Source organism: Pseudomonas anuradhapurensis, assembly GCF_014269225.2.
GTDB lineage: Bacteria > Pseudomonadota > Gammaproteobacteria > Pseudomonadales > Pseudomonadaceae > Aquipseudomonas > Aquipseudomonas anuradhapurensis.
In genome coordinates this window covers 1,661,709-1,677,198 of the sequence record NZ_CP077097.1, presented here as the reverse complement: position 1 = coordinate 1,677,198, position 15,490 = coordinate 1,661,709, and the positions used below count along the sequence as shown (strand labels likewise).

Sequence of the window (15,490 nt, the reverse complement as noted above, 5' to 3'; positions counted from 1 at the left end):
TGAGATTCAGCAAGTAAATTCACTACGCGACCCGACTTCGGCATCGCGTACTCAAGAGATAGGGTCGAGGGAAAGGCTTTCAAGAGGGGCCAGCAAAAAAATCTTGAACCGGTGCGCCCCCCTTTTCGCAGGCACGCCGGTGAAAGCGCCTGATCAGGCAACACATGCCGTCAAGGGTTGCGCTTCAACCCCCAGCAAGCGACTGATCCGCGCGCAGTCATCTTCCCGGCGCAATTCGGCGAACAGCACCACCGCCTCCGGGTAACTGCGGGTCAGCATCGCCAACCACTGCTTCATTCGCCCCGGCGCATAACGCGGCGACAGCTTGGCCTGGGCCTGGCGCCAGAATTCACGCAACAACGGCAGCAGGTCGGCCCAGGTCATTGGCAAATACTCCCGCCCATCTCGCGCTGCGGCAATCTGCAGGCCCAGGTCCGGGCGCGAAACCAGCCCGCGGCCCAGCATGATGTCTTCGGCACCACTGACTTCGCGACAACGCTGCCAGTCGTCCACGGTCCAGATCTCGCCATTGGCGAACACCGGCACCTTGACCACATCCTGCACCCGCGCCACCCACTCCCAGTGGGCCGGCGGCTTGTAGCCCTCGACCTTGGTCCGCGCATGCACCACCAGGTGCGCCGAACCGCCCTCGGCCAGGGCGGTGGCACAGTCCAGCGCGCCATCGGGGCTGTCGAAGCCCAGGCGCATTTTCGCCGTCACCGGAATATCCGCCGGCACGGCGCGGCGCACCTCGCGCACGATGGCGTGCAGCAGCTCCGGCTCCTTGAGCAGTACTGCACCACCACGCGACTTGTTCACGGTCTTGGCCGGGCAACCGAAGTTCAGGTCGATCACCGGCGCCCCCAGCGCGCAGGCCAGCGCGGCGTTTTCGGCCAGGCACACCGGGTCGGAACCCAGCAATTGCACACGCATCGGCACCCCGGCGGCAGTCCGCGCGCCGTTGCGCAACTCGGGCGCCAGCTTGTCGAACGAGGCAGGCGGCAGCAGGCGGTCACATACGCGAATAAACTCGGTGACGCACCAGTCGATACCGCCAACGCGGGTCAGCACGTCGCGCAGGATGTTGTCGACCAGCCCCTCCATGGGGGCCAGGGCAATTTGCATGTCGGGGTCTCGGCGGGAAAAAGCCGGCAGTCTAGCAAAAATTGCCGCTGTTTCAGGCGCCGATCAGCGCCGGGCCGTAACCATCGAGAAATTCCGCCGGCATGCGCCTGGGCTTGCCGCTGGACAGCTCGATGCAGGCGAAGGTGGTCTGGGCGCGCAGCAGGGTCACGCCGTCACGCGGGCGCTTGAGCTGGAAGCGCCGGGTCATGCGCAGGCGTTGGTCCCAGTCGATGATCCAGGTGGCCAGTTGCAGCTCGTCGTCCTCATAGGCTGCAGCCAGGTAGTCGATTTCGTGGCGCACCACGGCCATGGCCCGGTCCAGCCGGCGGTATTCGGCCAGGTCCAGGCCCAGGCGCTGCGAGTGGCGCCAGGCGCAGCGCTCCAGCCAGGTGACGTAGACGGCATTGTTGGCGTGGCCGAGGCCATCGATGTCCTCGTTAGCCACGCGCAGGTCGATGACGAAAGGTGTTGCCAGGTCCCAGCTCATGTTCGCTTCCTTGGCGCAAAAGTGGATTTAGCAGTGACCTGCGGGGCAAAGTCCAGCCCTTCGGCGCTTGCCTGCGGGGCTACGCGCCCTTGTAGGAGCGGCCTTGTGTCGCGATGGGGCGCATAGCGGCCCGAAAATCTCAGTCCCAGCACAGATTGCCGGGGCTGCTGCGCAGCCCATCGCGACGCAAGGCCGCTCCTACAGGGACCGCACCAGCCCGGGCCAGCAGCTCCAGCACCGCTTCACCCAGGCGCGGGTCGGCCAGCACGCGCTGGTGCCCGCCCTCCTCCAGCCGCAGCAGCCGGCTGTCGAACCAGGCCTTGTGAATGACCTGGGCTTCAGTAACAGGCACCAGCTCATCATCGGCGGCATGCACCACCAACCCCGGCAACTCCAGCTGGTAACCACTGACATCGAGCCGCGCAATCTTCATGCCCACATCCCGCGCCACCTGGCGGATGAATGCGGCCCGCGCACGTGCCGGCAGGCCCAGGCGATGGGCGAAACCACGCAGCACGCCCAGCAGTTGCGCCGGTGCAGCGATGCTCACTGCTGCTTCCGCACGCAGGCCCATCTGCAGCGCCAGCAACACACTGGCACCGCCCATGGAATGGCCAATCACCGCGCGCAGCGGCGGCAACTCGGCGGCAGCCTCCAGCAAGGCTCGGGCAAACAGCACCACGTGCGCCTGCTCGCCTGGCGACCGACCATGCCCCGGCCCCTCCAGCGCCACCACGGTATGCCCGGCCTCGACCAGGGTCTCGATCAAGGCGGCAAACTGGGTCGGCCGCCCCTCCCAACCGTGCATCAACAGCACAGTCGGCCCTTTGCCCCATCGCAACGCAGACAAACCGAAGCGCAAGGTGATGCGCTCGGCGCTGGCCAGTACCGGCAGTTCCCATTCCCGCGGTGGCAGGTTGCGCGGGGTCATGAACGCACGGCGCATCTTGCCCGCAACATGCTCCGGGGCCAGGCGGCCCAGGGTGCCGTTGACACCACGAATCCAGCTCAGGGTCGTCATCGCCATGCTCCTGTCAGAGCACCGCCGATTTGGCGGCGCGTAGAATGCGGTCAGACAGCTCGCTGGTGCCCAAGGCCCGGGCCAGGGCCAGGCCGCCGATCATCAGGGCCAGGTCGGCCAGGGCCTTGTCGGCTTCCTCGGGGCGGTCGACCATGGCGGCCGTCATCAACTCGATGTGCTCGGCCAGCACCTCGCGGAAAGCCTCTGGCAGGCGCTGCATTTCACCCAGCGAATTGGGCAGTGGGCAGGCATGCACCTCGGCATCGCGGTGCTTGCGCGACAGGTAGAAGGCGCTGACCAATGCCCGCCGCTCAGCGCCATCGAGGCTGGGATCGACCTGGGCCAGCAAGGCTCGGCGCTCGCCCAACAGTTGGCGGAACGCCTCGAGCATCATTTCGTCCTTGCTGTCGAAATGGGCATAGAAACCGCCCACGGTCAGGCCTGCCGCCCCCATCACCTGGCTGACGCTAGGCTCGGCCGGGCCATGCTGGATCAACGCCGTGCATGCCGCTTCGAGAATGCGCTCGCGGGTTTTGCTCTTCTTGTCGCTCATCAGGCACTCGCCGATAAAATATGATGATCGAAATATTATCCCCATCATATTTTCCCGCAAGCGAATTCTGCAGCCTTCTGTCGGCAAGTTTTTTTGGGAGAAAAAACAAAAGGCCCATTCAATAAGCGAATGAGCCTTTAAGGTCCCGCAATACGCGGGTAAATGTGGCGTCCCCTAGGGGACTCGAACCCCTGTTACCGCCGTGAAAGGGCGGTGTCCTAGGCCACTAGACGAAGGGGACGTAACCTTCGCGAAGATCCACGTATGTGAACCCTGGCAGAAATGGTGGAGCTAAGCGGGATCGAACCGCTGACCTCCTGCATGCCATGCAGGCGCTCTCCCAGCTGAGCTATAGCCCCGAAACAAAAGGCTCATCAATAATCGACGAGCCTTTTTAAGCCCTGCAAAACGCAGGAAAAGTGGCGTCCCCTAGGGGACTCGAACCCCTGTTACCGCCGTGAAAGGGCGGTGTCCTAGGCCACTAGACGAAGGGGACGTAACCTTCGTGCCGATCCGCTTGCGCGAACCGCGGCAAAATTTGGTGGAGCTAAGCGGGATCGAACCGCTGACCTCCTGCATGCCATGCAGGCGCTCTCCCAGCTGAGCTATAGCCCCGGATTTCTAGCCTCTCGGCCCAGCGACATCCTGAAACATCGCTTGTGCAAAACTGGCGTCCCCTAGGGGACTCGAACCCCTGTTACCGCCGTGAAAGGGCGGTGTCCTAGGCCACTAGACGAAGGGGACGAACCTTCTTACCTGCAAGACCCGGTTGCTGGACCCGGTCTTGCTTGACAGCCTTGGCTGCCAAGCGGAATTTGGTGGAGCTAAGCGGGATCGAACCGCTGACCTCCTGCATGCCATGCAGGCGCTCTCCCAGCTGAGCTATAGCCCCACAATGTCGCTCTGAACCGAAGCACTGGCTGGGTGCCTGGCGTTTCGTTTTCGTTCATCGCTGTGGACGGGGCGCATATTAAGATCGGATTGCAGGGCTGTCAAACTAATTTTTCAAAATATTCAAAAAAATTTTCACAGATAACAATCACTTACCGCCCTGCCTTGGTAAATCTAAGCGCCGCGCGCTTGTAGGAGCGATCTTGTGTCGCCAAAGGGCCGCAAAGCGGCCCCGGCAATTTTTGCGTTAAAGCTGAAATCGCGGGACCGCGTTGCGCTCCTTTCGCGACACAAGGCCGCTCCTACCGGGCTCAGCCAAGGCCTTTGGAGCGCTATCAGGCGATGGACGCCAGCAGCTTTTCCCATTCCTTGTTTTCTTTCTTCGACACGCCACCCAGCAGGTCCAGGGCCTGGCGCAGGCGGTAGCGGGTCAGGTCGGGGCCAAGGATTTCCATGGCATCGAGCACCGACACCGAGCTGGCCTGGCCAGTGATGGCGGCGAACATCAGCGGCATGGCGTCACGCAGCTTCAGCTCCAGCGCCTCGACCACCGCCTGGATGCAACCGGTGATGCGCTCCTTTTCCCATTGGCGCAGGCTTTCGAGCTTCCACAGGATCAGCTGGATCACCTGGCGCACCTGGTCGGCGGACAGCTTCTTGCTTTCGAACAGCTTGGCATCGAGCTTCAGCGCACCTTCGAAGAAGAACCCGCCCAGCGGAGCAACCTGGCTGAAGGTCTCCACCCGGCCCTGCACGTGCGGGGCAATCTTCATCATGTAGTCGCTGTTGAACGCCCACTTCTGCAGGCGCGCGGCGAACTCTTCGACCGGCAACTCGCGCAGCCACTGACCGTTCAGCCAGGACAGCTTCTCGATGTCGAAGATCGGGCCGCCCAGCGAAATACGCGACAGGTCGAAATGCTCGACCATCTCGGCCAGCGAGAACTTCTCCCGCTCGTCCGGCATCGACCAGCCCATGCGGCCCAGGTAGTTGAGCATCGCCTCGGGCATGAAGCCCATGCGCTCGTAGAAGGTCACCGAGGTCGGGTTCTTGCGCTTGGACAGCTTGGACTTGTCCGGGTTACGCAGCAGCGGCATGTAGCACAGCTTGGGCTGTTCCCAACCGAAGTATTCGTACAGCTTGATCAGCTTGGGCGCCGATGGCAGCCACTCTTCGCCGCGCAGCACGTGGGTGATGCCCATCAGATGGTCGTCGACCACGTTGGCCAGGAAGTACGTCGGCAGGCCGTCGTTCTTCATCAGCACCTGCATGTCCATGCGGTCCCACGGGATCTCGACATCGCCACGCAGCATGTCCGGGACCACGCATACGCCTTCGCTCGGCACCTTCATGCGGATCACGTGCGGCTCGCCAGCGTCCAGGCGGCGCTGCACTTCCTCGGCACTCAGCAACAGCGCCCGGCCATCGTAGCGCGGGGTTTCGCCACGGGCTTGCTGCTCGGCACGCATCTGCTCCAGCTCTTCGGCGGTGCAGAAGCAATAGAAGGCATGGCCGGCGTCCACCAGCTGCTTGGCATACTTGGCGTAGATCTCGCCACGCTCGCTCTGCCGATACGGGCCGTGCGGGCCGCCGACGTCCGGGCCTTCGTTCCATTCAATACCGAGCCAGCGCAGGGCATCGAAGATCTGCTGTTCCGACTCGCGCGTGGAACGCAGCTGGTCGGTGTCTTCGATGCGCAGGATGAACTCACCGCCGTGCTGCTTGGCAAAGCAGTAGTTGAACAGGGCGATGTAGGCAGTGCCGACATGGGGGTCGCCGGTCGGCGATGGCGCGATACGCGTGCGTACGGTGGTCATGGAGGGTCTCGAACGAAAGATGAAACAAAGGCGGGATGTTAGCAGGAGGCAGGCACCGGGCTCCAGCAATGGCGCGAACGACACTTGTCGATACGCCCCATGCCGCTGTTAAATTTATTTACATTTCTGGAACGATAGTGCTCATGCCTGCCCAACTCAAACGTCGCCTGCTGGTCTTCTTCACCCTGGTGACGATCATCGCCCTCGCCTTCCTCGGCCATTGGTACTTCAAGGGGCGCTTCTACGAAAGCACCGACAACGCTTACGTGCAGGGCGAAATCACGCGCGTTTCCAGCCAGTTGGGCGCGCGTATCGATGCCGTCGCGGTTGCGGACAACCAGCATGTGAACAAAGGCGACCTGCTGGTGCGCCTGGAAGCCGCCGACTTCGAGCTGGCCGTGCAACGCGCCCGCGCCGCCCTGGCCACCCGCGAAGCCGAGCATGCGCAGGCAGAAAGCCGCCTCACCCAGCAGGCCAGCCTGATTGCCGCCGGGCAGGCCCAGGTGGCAGCCAACCAGGCCACCTTCGACCGCTCGCGCCTGGACCTGAGCCGCGCCGAGAAGCTGCGCAAGCCGGGTTTTGTCTCGGAAGAACGGGTCACCACGTTGTCGGCCGACAGCCATGTCGCCGGCTCGCAGGTCGACAAGGCCCGCGCCGACCTGCAAAGCCAGCGCCAGCAGGTCAACGCACTGAGCGCCGAACTCAAGCGCCTCGACGCGCAAATCGCCAACGCCCGCGCCGACCTGGCCCAGGCCGAACTGAACCTGACCCGCTGCGAAATCCGTGCGCCGATCAGTGGCACCATTGGTCAGCGCAGCGCACGTGATGGCCAGGTGGTACAGGCCGGTGCCTACCTGCTGTCGATCGTGCCGGACGAAGACATCTGGGTGCAGGCCAACTTCAAGGAAACCCAGATCGGCCGCATGCAGCCAGGGCAGCGCGCCGAACTGGTCTTCGACAGCTACCCCGATACACCGATCGAAGGCCGGGTCGACAGCCTGTTCGCCGCCTCTGGTGCGCAGTTCAGCCTGCTACCACCCGACAATGCCACCGGCAACTTCACCAAGGTGGTGCAGCGCATCCCGGTCAAGCTGACCTTCCGTGCCGACAACCCGCTGCACGGGCGCATCCGCCCAGGCATGTCGGTGACCGCCACCGTCGACCTGCGCAGCGAAGACGAAGGCCAAAATGGCCGCTGACGTGTTGCTCAGGCCCTCTGCGGAGCCGACCCGGCGCGACTGGATCGCGGTAATGAGCGTGATGCTCGGTGCGTTCATGGCGGTGCTGGACATCCAGATCACCAACTCGTCGTTGAAGGACATCCAGGGCGCCTTGTCGGCGACGCTGGAGGAAGGCTCGTGGATTTCCACCTCGTACCTGGTAGCGGAAATCATCATGATTCCGCTCACCGCCTGGCTGGTGCAACTGCTGTCGGCGCGGCGCCTGGCGGTGTGGGTGTCCGGCGGCTTCCTGCTGTCGTCGCTGCTGTGTTCGATGGCCTGGAACCTGGAGAGCATGATCCTGTTCCGTGCCCTGCAGGGCTTTACCGGCGGCGCATTGATCCCGCTGGCCTTCACCCTGACCCTGATCAAGCTGCCCGAGCACCACCGCGCCAAGGGCATGGCCATGTTCGCCATGACCGCCACCTTCGCCCCCTCCATCGGCCCCACCCTGGGTGGCTGGCTGACCGAGAACTGGGGCTGGGAATACATCTTCTACATCAACATCCCGCCAGGCCTGGTGATGATCGCCGGCCTGCTGTACGGGCTGGAGAAGAAGGACGCGCACTGGGAGCTGCTGAAAAGCACCGACTACGCCGGCATCGTCACCTTGGGCCTGGGCCTGGGTTGCCTGCAGGTGTTTCTGGAGGAAGGCCACCGCAAGGACTGGCTGGAGTCGCAGCTGATCGTCGGCCTCGGCAGCATCGCCCTGGTCAGCCTGATCACCTTTGTCATCCTGCAGTTTTCCAGACCACAGCCACTGATCAACCTGCGCATCCTGGGCAACCGCAACTTCGGCCTGTCGAGCATCGCCAGCCTGGGCATGGGCGTGGGCCTGTATGGCTCGATCTACCTGTTGCCGCTGTACCTGGCGCAGGTGCAAGGCTACAACGCCCTGCAAATCGGCGAGGTGATCATGTGGATGGGCATCCCGCAGCTGTTTCTCATCCCGCTGGTGCCGCAATTGATGAAAGTGGTGTCGCCCAAGTTGTTATGCGCTTTGGGCTTCTGCCTGTTCGGCGCCGCGAGTTTCGGCTCGGGGGTGCTCAACCCGGATTTCGCCGGGCCGCAGTTCAACCATATCCAGATCATCCGTGCCATTGGCCAGCCGATGATCATGGTGACCATCTCGCTGATCGCCACGGCGTATATCCAGCCGCAGGATGCCGGCTCGGCATCGAGCCTGTTCAATATCCTGCGCAACCTGGGCGGGGCGATCGGCATTGCGCTGCTGGCCACGCTGCTGGATGCGCGGACCAAGGTGTATTTCGATTATTTGAGGGAGGCGCTGGTGCCGGGCAACCCACAGGTGGCGGAGCGCCTGGCGCAACTGGCGGAGCGGCTGGGGAATGACAATGCCGCGCTGGGGAAATTGAGCGAGATTACCCATCAGCAGGCATTGATCATGGCCTACAACGATGCCTTCCACTTTGTCGGGATCGGCTTGGCGGTGAGCATGGTGGCGGTGTTGATGACCCGCAAGCTGCCTGAGGGGTTGAAGGCTGGGGAGGCCCATTAAGGCCGCTGCAGATCGACGCCCCCCCTGTAGGAGCGGCCTTGTGTCGCGATGGGCTGCGTAGCGGCCCCAGGATTTGTGCCGCATGGAATATCCTGGGGCCGCTGCGCAGCCCATCGCGACACAAGGCCGCTCCTACAAAGGGCCGCGCCTGGCTTCAGCTGGTAATCAACCGCTCCCGCAACTGGGCAATCTCGTCGCGCAACTGCGCCGCGGCCTCGAATTCCAGGTCGCGGGCGAACTGCATCATCTTCTCTTCCAGCTGCTTGATGCGCTTGGTGATCTCGCCTGGCGTACGCAGCTCGGCCTCGTAACGGGCGCTCTCCTCCGCCGCCTTGGCCATGCCCTTGCGCTTCTTGCTGCGCGCGCCTGGCACGGTGGCCCCTTCCATGATGTCGGTGATGTCCTTGACCACGCCCTTGGGCACAATGCCATGAGCCTGGTTGAAGGCAATCTGCTTCTCGCGGCGCCGCTCGGTTTCGTCGATGGCCCGCTGCATCGAACCGGTAATCTGGTCGGCGTACAGGATGGCCCGGCCATTGAGGTTGCGCGCCGCGCGACCGATGGTCTGGATCAGCGAACGCTCGGAACGCAGGAAGCCTTCCTTGTCGGCATCGAGGATCGCTACCAACGACACTTCGGGCATGTCCAGGCCTTCGCGCAACAGGTTGATGCCTACCAGCACATCGAAAGTCCCCAGGCGCAGGTCGCGGATGATCTCCACCCGCTCGACGGTGTCGATGTCCGAGTGCAGGTAACGCACCCGCACGTCGTGGTCGGCCAGGTAGTCGGTAAGGTCTTCGGCCATGCGCTTGGTCAGCGTGGTCGCCAGCACCCGCTCGCCCTGTGCCACACGCTTGCGGATTTCCGACAGCAGGTCGTCGACCTGGGTCAGCGCCGGGCGCACTTCCACCTGCGGGTCGACCAGGCCGGTCGGGCGCACCACCTGTTCCACCACGCGCCCGGCGTGCTCGGCCTCGTAGCTGCCCGGTGTCGCCGACACGAAAATGGTCTGCGGGCTGACCGCCTCCCACTCGTCGAAACGCATGGGTCGGTTGTCCAGGGCCGAAGGCAGGCGGAAACCGTATTCGACCAGGGTTTCCTTGCGCGAACGGTCGCCCTTGTACATGGCGCCTACCTGCGGAACGCTGACGTGGGATTCGTCGATCACCAGCAGGGCATCAGCCGGCAGGTAGTCATACAAGGTCGGCGGCGGCGCCCCGGCCGGGCGCCCGGACAGGTAGCGCGAGTAGTTCTCGATGCCGTTGCAGTAGCCCAGCTCCAGGATCATCTCCAGGTCAAAGCGGGTGCGCTGCTCCAGGCGCTGCGCCTCCACCAGCTTGTTGGCTTTCTGCAGGTATTCCAGGCGGTCCTTGAGCTCTTCCTTGATGCCCTCGACCGCTTCCAGCAGGGTTTCCCGCGGGGTCACGTAGTGGCTCTTGGGGTAGAAGGTGAACCGCGGCAGCTTGCGGAAGACCTCGCCGGTCAGCGGGTCGAACGCGGCGATGTTCTCCACCTCGTCATCGAACAGTTCGATGCGGATGGCCTCGAGGTCCGATTCGGCCGGGAAGATGTCGACCACATCGCCACGCACACGGAAGGTGGCGCGGGCGAAGTCCATCTCGTTGCGGGTGTACTGCAGGTCGGCCAGGCGTCGCAGCAGCGCACGCTGGTCGAGCTTGTCGCCGCGATCGACGTGCAGGACCATCTTCAGGTAGGTCTCGGGGCTGCCCAGGCCGTAGATGCACGATACCGTGGTGACAATGATCGCATCGCGCCGCTCCAGCAGCGCCTTGGTTGCCGACAGGCGCATCTGCTCGATATGGTCGTTGATCGACGCGTCCTTCTCGATGAAGGTGTCCGAGGACGGCACGTAGGCTTCGGGTTGGTAGTAATCGTAGTAGGAAACGAAGTACTCCACCGCGTTGTTGGGGAAGAACGCCTTGAATTCACCGTACAACTGCGCGGCCAACGTCTTGTTCGGTGCCAGTACCAAGGTCGGCCGCTGCACCTGCTGGATGACGTTGGCAATGCTGAAGGTCTTGCCCGAGCCGGTCACCCCGAGCAGCGTCTGGTGCGACAGCCCCGCCTCGATGCCTTCGACCATCTGGCGGATGGCCTCGGGCTGGTCGCCGGCCGGCTGGAAACGGGTGACGAGCTGGAACTCGGACATGACGGACCTCGCGGTGTTTCAGCAACTGTAAATTTAGCCAGTAGTCTATACCCAAATGCGTTCGCCGGGGGGCGCTTTCAAGGCATAGCTGTGAGCGCTTGTTACGGTGGACCGGGTAATTGGACCAATGGTCGAAAAATATTTGCGCAAATCACTGGAAAAGCTGCGCCATAGTGTCGCGGTGACCGGTCGGTATCACTATACTGACACCCCGTTTGTGCACCGCTTCAGTGCATTCGGCTGGAGCGTGTACGTCCTATCACACTCCAATCAGAGCCAAGGTAACAATGAGCCTGTTTTCCGCTGTCGAGCTGGCACCCCGCGACCCTATTCTGGGCCTCAACGAAGCATTCAACGCCGACCCACGTACCGACAAGGTCAACCTGGGCGTAGGCGTTTACTGCAATGAGGAAGGCCGCATTCCGCTGCTGCGCGCCGTGATCGAAGCCGAGACCCAGCGTGCTGCCCAGCACGCCTCGCGCGGCTACCTGCCGATCGACGGCATCGCCTCCTACGACCAGGCTGTACAAAAGCTGCTGTTCGGCGCCGAGTCGCCGCTGCTGGCCGCAGGCCGCGTGGTCACCGTACAGGCCGTCGGCGGTACCGGCGCACTGAAGATTGGTGCCGACTTCCTCAAGCGCATCTCGCCGAACGCCGTGGTCGCCATCAGCGACCCGAGCTGGGAAAACCACCGTGCCCTGTTCGAATCGGCCGGCTTCCCGGTGCAGAACTACCGCTACTACGACGCACCGACCAACGATGTCAACCGCGCCGGCATGCTGGAAGACCTGAACAACCTGCCGTCCGGCTCGATCGTGGTACTGCACGCCTGCTGCCACAACCCGACCGGTGTCGACCTCAACCTGGACGACTGGAAGAACGTGCTGGAAGTGGTCAAGGCCAAGGGCCACGTGCCGTTCCTCGACATGGCCTACCAGGGCTTCGGTGACGGTATCGCCGAAGACGCCTTCGCCGTGCGCCTGTTCGCCGAATCGGGCCTGGAGTTCTTCGTCTCCAGCTCGTTCTCCAAGTCGTTCTCGCTGTATGGCGAGCGCGTCGGCGCGCTGTCGATCGTCACTGCTTCCAAGGACGAGAGCACCCGCGTGCTGTCGCAGGTCAAGCGCGTGATCCGCACCACCTACTCCAACCCGCCGACCCACGGCGCGACCATCGTTGCCACCGTGCTGAACAGTTCCGAACTGCGCCAGATGTGGGAAACCGAACTGGCCGAAATGCGCGAGCGCATCCACGGCATGCGCAAGCAGATGGTCGAGCTGCTGGCCCAGTACGGCGCCAAGCGCGACTTCAGCTTCGTTGGTCGTCAGGTCGGCATGTTCTCCTACTCGGGCCTGACCGTTGACCAGGTCGCCCGCCTGAAGAACGACTTCGGCATCTACGCCCTGGACACTGGCCGCATCGCGGTGGCCGCCCTGAACCAGAGCAACATCCACGTGGTCACCAAGGCCATCGTCGAAGTGCTGTAACTGCTTGATTTGCCTGGGGGGGTGGCTTGACTTCCCCCGGGCAATCAGTAAGATGTGCGCAGATTCCGCGATAGCTCAGTCGGTAGAGCAAATGACTGTTAATCATTGGGTCCCTGGTTCGAGTCCAGGTCGCGGAGCCAAACACTGAAAAAGCCCCCGGGTGCGCAAGCACCGGGGGCTTTTTCGTTACGCCGGGTCATGCTCAGGACGAGAAGGCCGACACCCGCCAAAACCTTCAGCAGTTGCGCCCGATCGGGTAGAACTCACCGTGGCTCCACACCCCCAGCCATTGCTCGCCTGCAATGTCGCGCGGTACCGCCAGCTCCACCAGTTGGTAGAACACGTTGCGATGAACCAGCGCCTCGAGGTTGCTGCGCATCAGTACATACGGCGACGGCTCCTGGGTCACCGGGTCGGTCACCACCCGCAGCGGGTTGGCAGGCCCGGCCTCCACCTGGTCCTCGACATTGCTGGTGAAGCGCAGCACCTGCTGCTCACCCTGCCCCTGCACATCCAGCGCCACGGCCACGAACGGCGCATCATCAACGCGGATACCCACCTTTTCCACCGGAGTAACCAGGAAGTAGTCATCGCCGTCACGGCGGATGATGGTGGAAAACAGCCGCACCATCGGCTTGCGTCCGATGGGGCTGCCCAGGTAGTACCAGGTGCCATCGCGGGCGATGCGCATGTCGATGTCACCACAGAAGTCCGGGTTCCATAGATGCACCGGCGGCAGGCCCTTGGCCTTGGCCTTGGGAAGCTGCGCCAGCAGATCATTGGCCTTGCCGGAATCGCTCATCGCGCTTGCCTCATTCACTCATGCCCAGGAGGCTACGAGCGTACTCGCGCATCGGCGCCGCAAGCAAATCTTCCGGAGTATTGTCGTGGAACGTCAACAAACCGCCACGGCTCTTGATCCGCGCGGTGTCGATCAGGTAGCGGGTGTTGGTCTCGATCAGCATCATCTGCACCACGCCAGTGTCCCAGCCCAGGCGGTCGACGGCCTGTTCGTCGTACCATTCGTCGCCATTGCCGATGCGGTCATCGGTACGCGCAAAGCGGGTGTACAGCACATAATCGGCCCCCACCGAACGCGCCTGGGCGATGGCCTCTTCGAGGCCCAGCGGGCCCTGGGCCCGGCGTACCAGCGGGAAGTATTCGACGAAACTCTTGAACGCCTGCTCGGCGACCACATTCTGCCGTGGCACCGGCCCCTTGCCCGGCGGCACGAACGCACCCTGGCCAATGAAGATGAACGAGTCGGGCTGCAGGCGGATCGACAGGGTGCGACGGGTATCGCTGTGGTCCAGCAGACCGGCATCGCTCATGTGATAACGGACGCCCTCGCCCATATCGCTGACATTCATACAACCGCCAAGCGCCATCAGCGCCAGCAGCAAGACCAGGCTACGCATCTTTCCTCCAGTGGCCGGCGACGAAAAACCGGCGAATAGCCGGCGGATGCAGCTTTTGCGCCAGCTTCAACCACCGATCACCTTCATCACCATCACATCGCCGGAAAACGCCAGCTCCTGCTTGTCTGCAAGGGCCTTGACCAGCAACCGCTGCAAGGCTGGGAGCGCCTGATGGCGCGGCTTCTCCAGCAAGTCAGCGATGTAGTGGCGATTACCCGACGACAGGCAGCCATGCAGCCAGCCGGTAGAGGACAGGCGCAGCCGCGAGCAGCTGCGGCAGAACGGTTCGCTTTCATTGGCGATCACGCCGAAGTGGCCTTTGCCGGGGACCTGATAACGCAAGGCGGTGGCACCTGGCGGCGCATCGACCTTGGCAATGGCATGCCGATCAGCGATCAGTGCCAGCAACTGGTCGAGGCCGACGAACTGCTGCAGGAACGCGTTATGGTCGCGGGCCAGGTGCCCCATGCGCATGAGTTCGATGAAACGCAGTTCGAAACCGCGCGCAAGGCAGTAGTCCAGCAGCGGCAATACCTGGTCGAGGTTTTGCCCGCGCATCGGCACCATGTTCACCTTGATCTGCATGCCCAGCGCGCTGGCCTGCTCCATGCCCGCCAGCACGCTCGCCAGGTCACCTCCGCGGGCGATGCGGCGGAAAGCCAGCGGGTCCAGCGTATCGAGGGAAATGTTCAGGCGGCGAATACCCGCCGCCTGCAGCTGGGGCAACTTGCGCGCCAGCAGCTGGCCATTGGTGGTCAGCGAGACATCGTCGAGGTCGAGCCTGGCCACCGCGGCCAGGAAGCCCTCCAGCCGTGGGCTGACCAGTGGCTCGCCGCCAGTGATGCGCAAGCGTTCGATACCGGCCGCCTCGATCAGGTAGGCCACGCCGCGAGCCAGTGCGTCTGCCGACAACTCGTCCTGCGCTGCCACCAGGCGCTTGCCATCGGCAACGCAATAGGTGCAGGCGTAGTTGCAGGCAGCCGTCAGGCTGACGCGCAGGTTGCGAAAACGCCTGCCTTGACGATCGACGATCATGAATGACTCCGGCATGGGTGATGGGGCTGACAAAACCTGACTCATAAATCAGGTTTTTGCAAGCCCCGCGCCATGACGGTTTCAGCAGGAAGCGTCGGAACGCTTCAGTTGGAAGGTTCCGGGTCGCGCTTGCGCTTGTTGCCCATGCGCACGCCAATGTCCATGAGGAATTGGAAGAAGCCTTCCTGATCCTCCAGCACGTTGCTCCAGAACGGCGAGTGGTACAGCGCCACAGCGCCATGCACCAGCGCCCAGGCAGCGCAGTAGTGGAAATACGGCGGCACGTCTTCGAGCTTGCCTTCGCTGATACGGCCTTCGATCAGCTGGGTCAGGCGGTCGAAGTTGGAGGCACGGATCTTGTGCAATTGCCCGACCATTTCCGGCACCTGGTTGCCCTTGACCACCTTTTCTTCCAGGCGGTCGAACAGCCGGTAACGCTGCGGGTCGCGCATGCGGAACTCGAAGTAGGCGCGCGACAGGGCTTCCTTGTCGCGGTCGACATCGGCCGAGTGCAACAGCGTGTTCAGGTCGCGCTCGTAGTCGAGCATAAGGCGCAGGTAGATCTCCGCCTTGGACTTGAAGTGCTTGTAGATCGTGCCTTTGCCGATGCCCACGGCGTCGGCGATCATCTCGACCGTGACGCTGTCTTCACCCTGTTCGAGGAACAGTTTGAGCGCGGTATCGAGGATTTCCTGTTCGCGACGGCGAAACTCACGGACCTTACGAGGTTCTTTCTGCATAGGAAGGAGC

General features: G+C 63.1%; 13 protein-coding genes and 7 tRNA genes. 4 read left to right on the top strand and 16 right to left on the bottom strand.

The annotated features are described in order from the left end of the window. Nucleotides 1-153: 153 nt before the first annotated feature. The 11 genes from HU763_RS07845 to gltX all read right to left on the bottom strand — a co-directional run bounded on the left by HU763_RS07845 (nucleotide 154) and on the right by gltX (nucleotide 5,894). Nucleotides 154-1,125 carry a tRNA dihydrouridine synthase gene (locus HU763_RS07845; RefSeq protein ID WP_170028936.1) on the bottom strand — a complete coding sequence of 324 codons (972 nt, stop codon included), beginning with the start codon at nucleotides 1,123-1,125 and terminating at the stop codon, nucleotides 154-156. Between the two features lie 52 nt (nucleotides 1,126-1,177). Next, nucleotides 1,178-1,612: an acyl-CoA thioesterase gene (locus HU763_RS07840; RefSeq protein WP_170028935.1), complete on the bottom strand. Its 435-nt coding sequence runs from the start codon at nucleotides 1,610-1,612 to the stop codon at nucleotides 1,178-1,180. A gap of 139 nt (nucleotides 1,613-1,751) precedes the next feature. Then, a complete protein-coding gene (locus HU763_RS07835) occupies nucleotides 1,752-2,633 on the bottom strand; it encodes an alpha/beta hydrolase (RefSeq protein ID WP_186687246.1) in 882 nt (293 codons plus the stop codon). Between the two features lie 13 nt (nucleotides 2,634-2,646). Beyond that, the gene (locus HU763_RS07830) at nucleotides 2,647-3,186 is read right to left on the bottom strand and encodes a TetR/AcrR family transcriptional regulator (protein ID WP_186687244.1); all 540 of its coding nucleotides are present in this window, start codon (nucleotides 3,184-3,186) and stop codon (nucleotides 2,647-2,649) included. 165 nt (nucleotides 3,187-3,351) lie between these two features. Continuing rightward, nucleotides 3,352-3,427 (bottom strand) — tRNA-Glu (locus tag HU763_RS07825). Nucleotides 3,428-3,469: 42 nt separating this feature from the next. Then, a tRNA-Ala gene (locus HU763_RS07820) sits at nucleotides 3,470-3,545 on the bottom strand. A gap of 61 nt (nucleotides 3,546-3,606) precedes the next feature. After that, a tRNA-Glu gene (locus HU763_RS07815) sits at nucleotides 3,607-3,682 on the bottom strand. Nucleotides 3,683-3,725: 43 nt separating this feature from the next. Continuing rightward, nucleotides 3,726-3,801: transfer RNA gene (locus HU763_RS07810), tRNA-Ala, on the bottom strand. A 53-nt stretch (nucleotides 3,802-3,854) separates the two neighbouring features. Next, nucleotides 3,855-3,930 (bottom strand) — tRNA-Glu (locus HU763_RS07805). A 72-nt stretch (nucleotides 3,931-4,002) separates the two neighbouring features. After that, nucleotides 4,003-4,078 (bottom strand) — tRNA-Ala (locus HU763_RS07800). A 334-nt stretch (nucleotides 4,079-4,412) separates the two neighbouring features. Further along, entirely contained in the window at nucleotides 4,413-5,894 is a 1,482-nt protein-coding gene (gene gltX / locus HU763_RS07795; RefSeq protein WP_170028932.1) for a glutamate--tRNA ligase, read from the bottom strand. A 143-nt stretch (nucleotides 5,895-6,037) separates the two neighbouring features. On the opposite strand from gltX, the gene HU763_RS07790 reads away from it, so the two are divergent. Together HU763_RS07790 and HU763_RS07785 are read left to right on the top strand one after the other, a co-directional pair. After that, the gene (locus tag HU763_RS07790) at nucleotides 6,038-7,093 is read left to right on the top strand and encodes an HlyD family secretion protein (RefSeq protein WP_186687241.1); all 1,056 of its coding nucleotides are present in this window, start codon (nucleotides 6,038-6,040) and stop codon (nucleotides 7,091-7,093) included. Next, on the top strand, nucleotides 7,083-8,633 hold the full coding sequence (locus tag HU763_RS07785; RefSeq protein WP_170028930.1) for an MDR family MFS transporter: 1,551 nt from the start codon (nucleotides 7,083-7,085) through the stop codon (nucleotides 8,631-8,633). The genes HU763_RS07790 and HU763_RS07785 overlap by 11 nt, the downstream gene beginning before the upstream one ends. Nucleotides 8,634-8,787: 154 nt before the next feature. Here HU763_RS07785 and uvrB read toward each other — a convergent pair whose 3' ends face one another. Beyond that, nucleotides 8,788-10,803, bottom strand: coding sequence for an excinuclease ABC subunit UvrB (gene uvrB / locus HU763_RS07780; protein ID WP_186689135.1), 2,016 nt, complete (start codon nucleotides 10,801-10,803; stop codon nucleotides 8,788-8,790). A gap of 287 nt (nucleotides 10,804-11,090) precedes the next feature. Between uvrB and HU763_RS07775 the strand changes: the two genes are divergently transcribed. After that, a complete protein-coding gene (locus tag HU763_RS07775; protein WP_186689133.1) occupies nucleotides 11,091-12,287 on the top strand; it encodes an amino acid aminotransferase in 1,197 nt (398 codons plus the stop codon). A gap of 64 nt (nucleotides 12,288-12,351) precedes the next feature. Then, nucleotides 12,352-12,427, top strand: a tRNA-Asn gene (locus HU763_RS07770). A gap of 95 nt (nucleotides 12,428-12,522) precedes the next feature. Here the strand turns inward: HU763_RS07770 and HU763_RS07765 are convergent. The 4 genes from HU763_RS07765 to HU763_RS07750 form a co-directional block, all read right to left on the bottom strand. Beyond that, nucleotides 12,523-13,089 (bottom strand): DUF1285 domain-containing protein, encoded by a 567-nt coding sequence (locus HU763_RS07765; RefSeq protein WP_186689131.1) that lies wholly within the window; start codon nucleotides 13,087-13,089, stop codon nucleotides 12,523-12,525. A 10-nt stretch (nucleotides 13,090-13,099) separates the two neighbouring features. Next, nucleotides 13,100-13,705 (bottom strand): DUF4823 domain-containing protein, encoded by a 606-nt coding sequence (locus tag HU763_RS07760; RefSeq protein ID WP_170028926.1) that lies wholly within the window; start codon nucleotides 13,703-13,705, stop codon nucleotides 13,100-13,102. A 66-nt stretch (nucleotides 13,706-13,771) separates the two neighbouring features. After that, nucleotides 13,772-14,740: a GTP 3',8-cyclase MoaA gene (locus HU763_RS07755; RefSeq protein WP_186689126.1), complete on the bottom strand. Its 969-nt coding sequence runs from the start codon at nucleotides 14,738-14,740 to the stop codon at nucleotides 13,772-13,774. Between the two features lie 104 nt (nucleotides 14,741-14,844). After that, nucleotides 14,845-15,480: a TetR/AcrR family transcriptional regulator gene (locus tag HU763_RS07750; RefSeq protein ID WP_170028924.1), complete on the bottom strand. Its 636-nt coding sequence runs from the start codon at nucleotides 15,478-15,480 to the stop codon at nucleotides 14,845-14,847. Nucleotides 15,481-15,490 lie beyond the last annotated feature (10 nt).